Annotated in this window: 11 protein-coding genes, 1 tRNA gene and 1 pseudogene; 7 read left to right on the forward strand and 6 right to left on the reverse strand. The window is 63.2% G+C overall.

The window, feature by feature from the left end:
- Positions 1-20: 20 nt before the first annotated feature.
- Positions 21-1,847, reverse strand: coding sequence for a gamma-glutamyltransferase (gene ggt / locus G3N95_RS30470; RefSeq protein ID WP_205973819.1), 1,827 nt, complete (start codon positions 1,845-1,847; stop codon positions 21-23).
- A gap of 510 nt (positions 1,848-2,357) precedes the next feature.
- Here ggt and G3N95_RS30475 point away from each other — a divergent pair.
- Positions 2,358-4,079 (forward strand): glutamine--tRNA ligase/YqeY domain fusion protein, encoded by a 1,722-nt coding sequence (locus G3N95_RS30475; RefSeq protein ID WP_205973820.1) that lies wholly within the window; start codon positions 2,358-2,360, stop codon positions 4,077-4,079.
- 135 nt (positions 4,080-4,214) lie between these two features.
- The gene (locus G3N95_RS30480; protein WP_205973821.1) at positions 4,215-5,129 is read left to right on the forward strand and encodes a transporter substrate-binding domain-containing protein; all 915 of its coding nucleotides are present in this window, start codon (positions 4,215-4,217) and stop codon (positions 5,127-5,129) included.
- A 26-nt stretch (positions 5,130-5,155) separates the two neighbouring features.
- Here G3N95_RS30480 and G3N95_RS30485 read toward each other — a convergent pair whose 3' ends face one another.
- Together G3N95_RS30485 and G3N95_RS30490 are read right to left on the reverse strand one after the other, a co-directional pair.
- The gene (locus G3N95_RS30485) at positions 5,156-5,614 is read right to left on the reverse strand and encodes an NUDIX hydrolase (protein WP_205973822.1); all 459 of its coding nucleotides are present in this window, start codon (positions 5,612-5,614) and stop codon (positions 5,156-5,158) included.
- Positions 5,611-6,000 carry a hypothetical protein gene (locus G3N95_RS30490; RefSeq protein WP_205973823.1) on the reverse strand — a complete coding sequence of 130 codons (390 nt, stop codon included), beginning with the start codon at positions 5,998-6,000 and terminating at the stop codon, positions 5,611-5,613. The genes G3N95_RS30485 and G3N95_RS30490 overlap by 4 nt, the downstream gene beginning before the upstream one ends.
- A 294-nt stretch (positions 6,001-6,294) precedes the next feature.
- Between G3N95_RS30490 and G3N95_RS30495 the strand changes: the two genes are divergently transcribed.
- Positions 6,295-6,525, forward strand: a complete 231-nt coding sequence (locus G3N95_RS30495) for a hypothetical protein (RefSeq protein WP_205973824.1) — start codon at positions 6,295-6,297, stop codon at positions 6,523-6,525.
- Here the strand turns inward: G3N95_RS30495 and G3N95_RS30500 are convergent.
- The 3 genes and pseudogenes from G3N95_RS30500 to G3N95_RS30510 form a co-directional block, all read right to left on the reverse strand.
- Positions 6,504-6,974 (reverse strand): annotated as a pseudogene (locus tag G3N95_RS30500) (cytochrome-c peroxidase); the annotation flags it as partial. The gene G3N95_RS30495 and the pseudogene G3N95_RS30500 sit on opposite strands and share 22 nt — an antisense overlap.
- A gap of 75 nt (positions 6,975-7,049) precedes the next feature.
- Positions 7,050-7,124 (reverse strand) — tRNA-Arg (locus G3N95_RS30505).
- Between the two features lie 136 nt (positions 7,125-7,260).
- Positions 7,261-8,091, reverse strand: coding sequence for an undecaprenyl-diphosphate phosphatase (locus G3N95_RS30510; RefSeq protein ID WP_205973825.1), 831 nt, complete (start codon positions 8,089-8,091; stop codon positions 7,261-7,263).
- 569 nt (positions 8,092-8,660) lie between these two features.
- On the opposite strand from G3N95_RS30510, the gene G3N95_RS30515 reads away from it, so the two are divergent.
- The 4 genes from G3N95_RS30515 (at position 8,661) to G3N95_RS30530 (ending at position 11,417) form a co-directional block, all read left to right on the forward strand.
- On the forward strand, positions 8,661-9,578 hold the full coding sequence (locus G3N95_RS30515; protein WP_205973826.1) for an aldose epimerase: 918 nt from the start codon (positions 8,661-8,663) through the stop codon (positions 9,576-9,578).
- Between the two features lie 142 nt (positions 9,579-9,720).
- Positions 9,721-10,437 carry a peptidoglycan DD-metalloendopeptidase family protein gene (locus G3N95_RS30520; RefSeq protein ID WP_205973827.1) on the forward strand — a complete coding sequence of 239 codons (717 nt, stop codon included), beginning with the start codon at positions 9,721-9,723 and terminating at the stop codon, positions 10,435-10,437.
- A 188-nt stretch (positions 10,438-10,625) separates the two neighbouring features.
- Positions 10,626-10,955 (forward strand): hypothetical protein, encoded by a 330-nt coding sequence (locus tag G3N95_RS30525; protein WP_205973828.1) that lies wholly within the window; start codon positions 10,626-10,628, stop codon positions 10,953-10,955.
- Between the two features lie 210 nt (positions 10,956-11,165).
- Entirely contained in the window at positions 11,166-11,417 is a 252-nt protein-coding gene (locus tag G3N95_RS30530; protein WP_205973829.1) for a hypothetical protein, read from the forward strand.
- The last annotated feature ends 184 nt before the right edge of the window (positions 11,418-11,601 follow it).

Raw genomic sequence — 11,601 nt, forward strand, 5'->3', positions numbered from 1 at the left:
AAGCGGCTGCGCCGCCAGCGCTATTGAATCACACGACCCACGCCGACGCCGCGCGGATCGGCAGCCGGTTGCGGCGTCGTGCCGTCGATGCGGATCATCTGCACGTCGCCGTTGAACAGCTGGCCTTCCAGCGTGTAGCCGCGAGCCTTCAGTTGCTCGGCCAGTTCGCCGTCGATCGGGCGATACGGCTCCCAGTAGATCGTTTTCTGCGGCAGCAGTTGATGGTGGAAGCGCATCGCGGCAAGCGCATCGGCGGGCGGCATATTGAAGTCGTACAGATTCGTCATCACCTGGAAGATCGACGTGAAGATGCGCGAGCCGCCCGGCGTGCCGATCACGAGCGACACCTTGCCGTCCTTGAGCAGGATCGTCGGCGTCATCGACGACAGCGGCCGGCGGCCCGGCGCGATCGTGTTGACGTCGCCGCTCGTTACGCCGAACTGGTTCTGCACACCCGCTTTCACCTCGAAATCGTCCATCTCGTCGTTGAGCACGAAACCGCCGCCGTCGACCACCACGCCCGAACCGAACGGCCCGTTCAGCGTGTACGTGTTCGACACGGCATTGCCCCATTTGTCGACCACGGAGAAATGCGTCGTCTGCGCCTTTTCCGGCATCGAATCGCCGAGACCCGGCTTCACGGGCGCGGCGCCCGGCACTTCGTCCGGCGTGATGCCTTCGGCGCGCTTCGCGAGATACGCGTCGTCGATCAGCTTGTCGACGGGCACACGGTATGAATCGGGATCGCCGAGGTACTGCTGGCGATCGGCGAACACGCGGTCTTCGATCTGCGCGACCAAATGGATATACGGCTCCGAGTTGAGCGTCACGCCATCGAATTGCGGCTTCAGGTCCGCCTTCATCTTCAGCATCTGGATCAGCCCGACGCCGCCCGAACTCGGCGGCGGCGCGGTGACGATCTGGTAGCCGTTCCAGCTTGCCGTCACGGGCTGACGCCACACGGCCTTGTACTGCAACAGATCCGTCTTGGTAACCAGGCCGTGGCCGTACATCTGACGCGCGATCAGGTCGGCCGTCTGGCCTTCGTAGAACTCGCGGCCGCCGTCGGACGCGATCCGCGTCAGCGTCTGTGCCAGCTCGGGCTGGCGGAACACGACGCCCGCCTTCAGGTTCGAGAAATACGGATCGAAATTGGTCTTGCCGCCGAAGCTCTTCGACGCGAATTCACGGCGCTGCTGCAGCCACGGTTCGACCGTGAAGCCGTCTGTCGCGTACTTGATCGCGGGCGCGAGCACCTGCTTCCATTTGAGCTTGCCGAAGCGCTTCTGCGCCTCCCACATGCCGTCGACCGTGCCCGGCACGGCCACCGCGCGATGCCCCACGGTGCTCATGCCCTTGATCACGTTGCCCTTGTCGTCGAGGTACATGTCACGGGTCGCGCTCTGCGGCGCCTTTTCGCGGTAGTCGAGGAAGTACGGCTTGCCGTCCATATACACGGTCATGAACCCGCCGCCGCCGATGTTGCCCGCGTCCGGGTACGTGACGGCCAGCGTGAACGCAACCGCGACGGCGGCGTCGACGGCATTGCCGCCCGCGGCGAGAATCTGCTGCGCGGCATCGGCGGCGTAGCGGTCGGGCACGGCGACCGCGGACGCGTCGAGGACGGGCTTCGGCTGAGGTGTTTTCGCGTCGACGGCGGGCGACGCGACGACGCTCGCGAGCAGCGTGCCCGTGAGCGCCAGCGTCGTGGCAAGACGCGCCCATCCGCGCGCGGCAGACAGGCGCTCGCGGGCAGAACGTGAACTGTCATCGGCGCCCGCATGAGATTCGACATGCCTATCGGCACCAGAAAGCGCGCGCGGCGCGCGCAACGTCGGAAGAGACATCCGAGGAACTCCGGGATCGGTGGACCGGCTCGCCCGTGCGCAGCGCCAAAAACAGCGGGCTCGCGGCAAGGCCTGGTCGCGTGAAGCGGCGGGACGGGCGTCGTCCGCCCGGGCCACGACAGAATAACGGAAATGCAGCGCCTGCCGAAAAACGCGGCCAGGGCGTCGCGAGCGTCGCGAAAGCGCCGGGCAAGCCGGTCGCCGGCTGAAGCGCGGCAAACAAAAATGGCAGAGGAAAGTGGAGACAAACACCACGATCACGCGCACAGTCGAAGGACGGCGCAGCGCGACGCATGCTAAGCGGGTGCGTCGCGCCTGGCCAACGCAATTTACGTCCTGTTACAGCGCGGATCGCGCCCCGAAAACGGGCGGAATACCGACAAAAAGCGGCAGATGTCGGCTGCGCGCCGCACCGCGCAAGCCTAAAGACTGTCGTCGAATGTGTCGTCAGGTAGAATTGACAGACTAACGGACGCATATAGTGTCCAGGACCGACTTTCTCCTTCTCGCATGAACAACGAACGCAAAGACGCCGAGCGCAACGACGCGCCCGTTTCCAATTTCATCCGCAACATCATCGACGACGACAACCGCTCCGGAAAGTGGGGCCAGCGGGTGGAAACGCGCTTCCCGCCGGAACCGAACGGTTATCTGCACATCGGCCACGCGAAGAGCATCTGCCTGAACTTCGGCATCGCGCAAAGCTACGGCGGCATCTGCCATCTGCGCTTCGACGATACGAATCCGGAGAAGGAAAGCTTCGAATACGTCGACTCGATCGTCGACGCCGTGAAGTGGCTCGGCTTCGAATGGAAGGCGGAGCAGCAGGAGCACCTGTACTTCGCGAGCGACTACTACGACAAGCTGTACGAATTCGCCGAGTTGCTGATCACGCGCGGCAAGGCGTATGTCGACAGCCAGAGCGCGGAAGAAATGCGCGCGAACCGCGGCTCGGCGACGGAAGTCGGCACGCCATCGCGCTTCCGCGAGCGCAGCGTCGAAGAGAACCTGGACATCTTCCGCCGCATGAAGGCGGGCGAGTTCAAGGAAGGCGAGCACGTGCTGCGCGCGAAGATCGACATGTCGTCGCCGAACTTCAACATGCGCGACCCGGTGATCTACCGCATCCGCTTCGCCCACCATTACCGGACGGGCGACAAGTGGTGCGTGTATCCGATGTACGACTACACGCATTGCATCTCGGACGCGCTCGAAAACATCACGCATTCGCTGTGCACGCTCGAGTTCGAAGATCACCGTCCGCTGTACGACTGGATCCTCAATGAACTCGCCGACGCCGGCATCTTCACGCGTCCGCTGCCGCAACAGATCGAGTTTTCGCGTCTGAATCTCACGTATGCGATCACCAGCAAGCGCAAGCTGCTGCAACTCGTCAACGAAGGCCATGTCGACGGCTGGGACGACCCGCGCATGCCGACCATCGTCGGCGTGCGCCGGCGCGGCTTCACGCCGGACGGCATCAAGCTCTTCTGCGAGCGCATCGGCATCACGAAGGTCGATTCGTGGATCGACATGAGCGTGTTCGAAGGCGCGCTGCGCGACGATCTCGACGAAAAGGCGCCGCGCGCGACCTGCGTGCTCGATCCGCTGAAGCTCGTGATCGACAACTACCCGGAAGGCCAGACGGAAGAATGCACCGCGCCCGTCCATCCGCATCACCCGGATCGCGGCGTGCGCACGTTCCCGTTCTCGCGCGAACTGTGGATCGAGCGCGAAGACTTCATGGAAAGCGCGCCGAAGGGCTATTTCCGCCTGTTCCCCGGCAACAAGGTACGGCTGAAGTACGGCTATGTCGTCGAATGCACGGGCGCGGAAAAGGACGAGAACGGCAACGTGATCGCCGTGCACTGCAACTACTTCCCGGATAGCCGCTCGGGCACGGAAGGCGCGAACAACTACAAGGTGAAGGGCACGATCCACTGGATCAGCGCGACTCAGGCGGTGCCCGTCGAAGTGCGCATCTACGATCGCCTGTTCAAGGAAGCGCAGCCCGACGCGGGCGGCCGCGATTTCCTCGAAGCGCTCAATCCCGATTCCAAGCGCATCATGCAGGCGTTCGTCGAGCCGGGTCTGCGCGACATCGAGCCGGAACAGCGTTATCAGTTCGAGCGTCACGGCTACTTCGTCGCCGACCGATACGACACGAAGCCGGGCAAACCCGTATTCAACCGGATCGTCAGTCTGCGCGACAGTTGGGGAAAGCCGGCGTAAGCTGATTGTCTGGTTGCGTCATGCGCGGCATGCAGCACTTCTTCCAGCGCATGCCCGCGTGACGCACGATGGACATCGCCATGTCGCGGCATGACGATGCAGCCGGAGTGATTGCTGCCGGCCCCAGGGGGAACAATGAAGGTTGCAATCAAACACAAGCTGGTGGCGATCTCGACCGTCGTGGCCGCGGCGCTTGCGTCGCTCGCGCCCGCCGCGCACGCGGACGAACTCACGGGCACGCTCAAGAAGATTCACGACGACGGCGTGATCACGCTGGGCGTACGCGAAGCATCGATTCCCTTCTCCTACTCCAACGGCGACCGCACGATCGGCTATTCGCAGACGATCGCACTCGCCATCGTCGACGACATCAAGAAGACGCTCGCGATGCCCAATCTACGGGTGCGCGAAGTCCCCATCACGTCGGCGAACCGCTTCATGATGCTGGCCAACAACCAGATCGACCTCGAATGCGGCTCGACCACGCATACGCGCGAACGCGAAAACGTCGCGGCATTTTCGAACAGCTTCTTCCAGTACGCGGTGCGCATGATCGCGCGCAAGAACGCCGGCATCACGGACTTCCCTGACCTCGCCGGCAAGCCGGTCGTCACGACGGCGGGCACGTCGGACGAACGACTCGTGCGCCAGTTGAATAGCGAAAAGCAGTTGAACATGCGGATCGCAAGCGCCAAGGATCATTCCGATGCGTTTGCGGCCGTGAAGGCGGACCGCGCGGTGGCGTTCGTGATGGACGAGCCGATTCTGTACGGCTTTCGCGCAACCGACCCGCGCCCCGACGACTTCATCGTGACAGGCACGCCGCTCGGCTACGAAACCTACGCATGCATGTTCCGCAAGGGCGACGCGCCGTTCCGCGAACTGGTCAACCGGGTCATCTCGAAGATGCAGACGTCGGGCGAGGCCGAGCGGCTTTACAACGTCTGGTTCACGCAGCCGATTCCGCCGCATGGGATCAATCTGAACTACCCGCTGTCGTCGGAAATGCGCACGCTGTTCGCGCATCCGAACGACAAGGCGCTCGACTGACGTTTCGGTCTGCCTCTGTGCGTGGTCTACGCTGCGTTCAGCGACCGGTGCAACTCGGCGAGCGATAGCGTCGTCTGAAAGAGCCGCGTGAGACTGCGGCTCGCGTAACGCTCGACTTCATCGGGCGCGGCCCAGCGGAATGCGTCCATTTCAGGGATCATCGTGCCGTCCGAGCGGCGCGGAAACATCGACGTGCAGATGCAGCGCGTGAGATCGAGTTCGTCGGCACGAGCGCGCGCGGCGAACAGATGCAGATCCTTGTCCCGTCGATATACGAAAAGCCCGAGGTCTTTCAGGCGCTGTGCCTCGACCGTCAGGCCCGTTTCCTCCTCCATCTCACGCAGCGCCGTGACATGCGGCGCTTCGCCTTCCTCACCCTGCCCCTTCGGAATGTCCCAGTGCGTGGTTTCCGTCGCGTGCGCGAGCAGCACGCGCCCGTCGGGATCGAGCAAAACGACGCCGCAAGAAATCGTGCGCGCGCTCAATGCTTCTTCTGCAGCACCCAGCGGCCCGTGCCCTCACGGCAGAACTGCGGGTTCAGATTCATCGACTGGCCCTTGGCGCTCAACACCACATGCATCTGACGACACGTGCGGTCGCCCGTCTTCGACGTGGCGTCGGGCGTCAGTTGCGCTTCGATTTTCGTGCTGTTGCGCAAGCCTTCGTTGTTCCAGGCGGCCGACTCGCCGTCCTGCTTCTTGTCGAGCGCTTCGAATGCGGCCGCTTTCAACGAATCGTTGTCGGCCTGCTTCATGTAGGAAATCGGCGTGTCGTTCAGAAAGCCGAGATTGGCGGCCTGCGCGCCGACAGCGCCGGCGAGCAGCAGCCCGCCCACGGTGAGTTGAAACGCGGCTCGGGTTCGCTTCGACATGTAGTTCTCCGCTGGAATCGGTTCGTGCGCGGCCGTCGAGGCCCGCGATCTGGACCCCAAAAGCATAGCACGCCCGTCCTGCACGCAGGTTCGTTGCGGACGTCACGATGCCGACCCGATCAAGCGCTGCGCATAACCGTCATTGAGATAACGCCGCTCGCGCTGCGCCGCTGCCAGAACGCCCGTTCAGGCGATTTTAGGACGTATCTCATAGGCGCTTTAGCGGGCGCTACCTAACATGGGCCAATTCAATTCAACCGCCCTTCGAACGCTCAGGCGTTGCGACTATCACCGATGGACCTTTCGTTCGCTCTCCAGTTTTTCGCCGCAATGCTGACGCTGATCTGCGTCACGCTGACGGCCATCGTCGTGCGTGTCGATCCGGCGCCGATGCCGACCATCGTGCGTATTCATGGGCTGCGCCGCAGTCGCTGGCCATGCGTGCTGACGCGAGCGGGCCTCACCTGCCTGCTCGCGTCGTTCGTGCTGCTGATCGCAGGCTGTTACCTGCTGCTGACGATGTGAGCGTGCGCGTTCTGCTGAGGCGCGTCGGCTTGATAGCCGTCCGTCAGCGTCTTCAGAAACGTGACCACATCCTTGATCTCTGAATCATCCAACGCAGGCTTGTCACCCGGCTTGCGATCGAACGGCGGGTCGGTATTCAGATTCGTCCAGTACTTCTTCGGCAGATCGTCGAACTTCCGCACCTTCCCCTTCACCTCCGGATAGAACTTCTCCGGGTTCGTATCGCGTTGCGCGTAGAAGCGCTCGACGTCGTCGAGCGAGTGATAGATCCCGTTGTGAACGAACGTCTTGCGTAACGCCACATTGCGCAGCGTCGGCGTGCGGGAAATGCCGCAATACTCGTCTTGTCCCTTCAGGTCCGTGCGCTCCGGGCCACACGCGCCCAGATCGTAGAAATGCGGATCGTGATTCACGGCCAGCGTGCGAGTGCGCGGCACGCCGGGCGCGATGGCTGATTATTGGCCCGAGGTGTGTCGATGACGGCCATTGAGAAAGCGGCACCGGAGATCGGTGCGTGTGATGGGTGGCCCCCCCACGAGGAATCGAACCTCGATTTCAGGTTTAGAAGACCCGTGTTCTATCCGTTGAACTATGGGGAGGCGAAACCGGAATTTTAACCCGGCCTGACCATCGCGGATGGCGGCAGGCCAGGGGCACGAGACGTGCCGTGATGCGCAAACAGAAAGGCCCGGCAGCAATACCGGGCCCGCGATTATAACCGATCGTACTGCGCCGTCAGACCGGCTGGGGATGCGTCATGAACCAGCCGAGAAACACCACACCGGCGATCACACAGTACACGCCGAACGCCGCCAGCCGGCCGCGTCCCTCGAAGTAACGCATCAGGAAACGCACGCTCAGATACGCGGCGATGGCTGTCAACACACCGCCCAGCAGCGCGTCGGCGAGCTGGCCCGGCGCGTGGAACAGTTTCGGCAATTCGAGCACGCCCGCCGCGAAAATGATCGGCGTGCCGAGCAGGAAGGAGAATTCGGCTGCCTTCTCGGCGGTGAGACCCGCGCCATTACCTGCGATCATCGTCAGGCCGCTGCGCGAGAAACCGGGAATCAGTGCGCCGATCTGCGCGAGGCCGACGAGGAACGCCTGCTTGAACGTCAGCTTCTCCGGCGCCTGATGCGCGCGCGAGCGCTGCAGACGGTCGCCGAACCACAGCAGGACGCCGTTGACGATCAGCGCGATCGCGACGATGCGCAGATCGTGAAATACGCGCTCGAGACGCTTTTCGAGCAGCAGACCCACCAGACCGGCCGGAATCGTCCCGATGATGAGCGCCCACATCATATGACCGTCGTCATTGCGCCGACCCGACAGCGACGCGAAAAAGCCGCTTATGAGCGCAATCCAGCGTGCCCGGAAGTACCACAGCAACGCGAACGCGGTGCCGAGGTGGAGCGCGACGAGGAACGGCAGCAGTTGGGGCGCATGCTTGTCGATATGCATGCCGAAGAGAGCGGGAACGAGCAGCGTGTGACCAAGACTGCTCACTGGAAACAGTTCCGTGACGCCCTGCAGCACGCTCAAAAAGATCAAAAACGACAGGCTCACGCGTCGGTCCTTTTGAAATAAGTGGGGAGGATGGACAGCTTGCCGGAGCATGATGTCCGGCATCTGAAGGCGCGTCGATTATGACGGGGCGACCCCGGAGCGCCAAGGACAATAATTCGGCTTTTTGCGCACCTTGCGGCACCGCACCAGATTTGAAAGCGTGATTACGACGATGAAAGCAAAAAGGCCCGCCTGGAAGGCGGGCCTGCGTGCGGAGGCTGCGTGGACCGTCGGTACGTGCCGACGGCTCAACGTGGTATCTCGTCGCCCCGTGTCAGCGTGCAAATTTATAAAAGAAATAAATCGTACTGCCCGTGAACGTCCCGAACAGTGCCACGCTCATTGCCATTGCGAGATCCATCGCCCCTCCCAAAAACCGGTGATCGCGTCCGGCCGGAGCCGGTCTACGTAGACATTATTGATTGCGCCGACTGCACGGCAACACCCGCAATTTCCCCAGAAGGGTTTCCCCGTAGCATAAAGGGGCGCAAAATCGGCGTTCGTCGCGCGCTTCGCGCCAGGATTGTGCACGCCCCCTCCCTTCCCAACCGCTTTCTACTGTCATTGCCATGCCTCAATTCCAGCAACAGGACATCATCGAGATCGCACGCGACGCCTCCCTGCTCCGCGTCGCGCCGCAGGCGGGCGGCCGCCTGCTGTCGTGGGACATCGACGGCCAGTCGGTGATCTTCTGGCCCGACCAGGCGGACTGGAGCCAGCCCGCGCGCGTGCGCGGCGGCAATCCGCTGCTGTTTCCGTTTCTCGGCCGCCATTTCGTCGACGGGCAGATCGGCCGCTGGAAGGACGCGCAGGGCACCGTGCGCGATCTGCCGATGCACGGCTTCGCGCGCGACCTGCCGTTCGAGGCGACCGTCGACGAAGCAGCCCGCTCGATCAGCATGACGCTGACCGACAGCGACGCGACGCGCGCCGGCTATCCGTTCAGCTTCCGCTTCGAAACGAAATACACGCTGGTCGACGCGCACACGCTCGACGTCGACTTCATCACGACCAACACGGGCGCGGCGGGCAGCGCGCCGCTGCCCTACTACGCGGGCCATCACTTCTATTTCACGCTGCCGCACACGCAGCGCGGCGAGACCGTGCTCGAACTGCCGCGCACGGTGCGCCGCCACCAGCTGCCGGACGGCTCGATCACGCCAGGCGAAGCGGGCGAGCCGGATTACCGTCTCGACGATCCGGGCATCCTGGACCGCTTCCATTGCCTCGACGGCGCGCCGGATCATCTGGTGCGCGTGGTCGCGCTCGGCCTGAACCGCAGCATTACGATCGATCTGCAGCGCCCCGGCTCGGTGCCCTGGTACGCCGTCACGACATGGACCGAAAAGCCCGAATCCGGCTTCTTCTGCGTCGAGCCGTGGCTGGGCCTGCCCGATGCGATCCACAACGGTCTCGGCCTGCGGTGGCTCGAAGCGGGCGACACGGAAACAGCGTCGCTGCGCATCGCGGTCGGCACGCTGCCCTGATCGCCGCGCATGGTGCGCGGCCCGTACAGCGGGTCGCGCGTGAAGCCGAAAATGAGTGCTGCCTTGCAAAACCGTTAGAATCTGGCGTTTTGCAACTGCCGCGTGATCGGGATCGGCGCGCGGCGGCGTCTTGCGAGGTCCAATGTTGACAACAAAAATCAGACGGCTCGTCTGCGGGGTGATGGTCGCAGCACTGGCCGCATGCGGCTCGGCCCCCGTGGGCCCGGGCTTCTATCGCGTCGAACGGGGCGACACGCTGTACAAGGTCGCGCGCAGCAACCGCACGTCGGTACAGAACATCGTGCGCTGGAACAACCTGTCGAACCCGGATTCGATCGAGGTCGGCCAGGTGCTGCGCGTCGCGCCGCCGCCCGGCACGGCCACGGCCAGCACGGGTTCCGCGCGTAGCAGCAGTAGCAGCGCGAGCGGGGCGGCGGGAACGTCGTCTTCGTCACGCAGCGCGGCTGCCGACACGCCTTCGACGCCCGCTTCGTCGATCTCGCTGATCTGGCCGGCGACGGGCAATGTGATCCGCAACTTCGACGGCAACAATTCGAAGGGCATCGATATCGCGAATGCCGCGGGCACGCCCGTGTTCGCGGCGGCGGGCGGCACCGTCGTCTATGCGAGCAACGGCTTGCGCGGCTATGGCAACCTGCTGATCATCAAGCACAACGCCGACTACCTGACGGCCTACGCGCACAATCGCACGCTGCTCGTGAAGGAAGGCGAAACGGTGCAGCAAGGTCAGAAGATCGCCGAGATGGGCGATTCGGACAACGACCGCGTGATGCTGCATTTCGAGCTGCGTTACGCGGGGCGCTCGATCGATCCGGCGCGTTCGCTGCCGCCGCGCTAAAAGCGCCGCCCGCCCCGTCACACGGTCGGCGGCGGGCGTCCCTTCGACGCGTGCACATGACGGCATGCGCCGTGTCCGGGAACCCAATGGGCCGTGCGCGGCTCAATCTCAAAGGCGGGCGGGCACGCTCCGTGCCACGTCTGCCGACACCGCGTCCGTACGCGCAACGATACAGAGAGGACACTCCGATGAAATACGCCTTTGCGGCAGTTCGAGCGACGGCGGCGAGCCTCGCGATCGCTTCTCTGGCGAGCCTCGCAGGCTGCGCCAGTTCGGGCTCGACCACGCTCACCTACCTGCCGAACGGCGACACCGGCTTCGCGATCAATTGCAGCGGCAGCGACGCGAGCCAGAACTGGGGCGAATGCTACAAGCGCGCGGGCGAGGCTTGCGGCGCATATGGCTATGACGTGATCTCGAAGGATGTCGATACGGGTGGCACGTCGGGTGGCTCGCTCGGCGGGGTGCTCGGCGCCAACGTGAAGAACCGCTCGATGGTGATCCGCTGCAAGCAGTAGTGGTCCGCTTCGCGTGAGGTCGTCCGATATTCGATGTGTGCGGATAAAAAAAAGGCCCGGCACGAGGCCGGGCAAACGGGGGTTCGGCGCATATCGGCAAAGGACCGGTTCACCATGCGCCGAGACGAAATCTAGCAACGCACCTATACCCACGCAATCGATTAATTGTGCAAATAGTGTGAGTCGGCGCACGGTTGAATGGCGAACTGAATGACGCAGCTGTCAATCTGGAAACCGAATCAACCCATCGCCTGTCATCGAACACTCGCACCGGGCATTACCCCACTGCCCGGAAACCCATGGCCGGCGCGCCTTTCGGACAAACATGAAAATGCCGCGCGTGAATTGATCTGCACTGCCATATACGCCCGATTCACGCATTTCACTTCGATGGCTGCAATCATCGAACTTGGTGCGCCAACGCACCTTTCCATCGCGATTCCTGCGCGCGAATTCATCTGATTTAACCACCGTACGAGCATCGCTTTAATACCCTCTTATACGTGTGACAGCATGATTTTTAATCCGCAAACGTGTGGCGATTAATCAGGGTATTGGCGCCCTGGTGAACGGGCAATCGGCGATCCCGCCGCCGAACGTCCCAGCGTCGCCTATGGTTTATAGTTACGCCCCGTCACGTGCTGCT

The organism is Paraburkholderia sp. Tr-20389 (genome assembly GCF_017104565.1).
Taxonomy (GTDB): domain Bacteria; phylum Pseudomonadota; class Gammaproteobacteria; order Burkholderiales; family Burkholderiaceae; genus Paraburkholderia.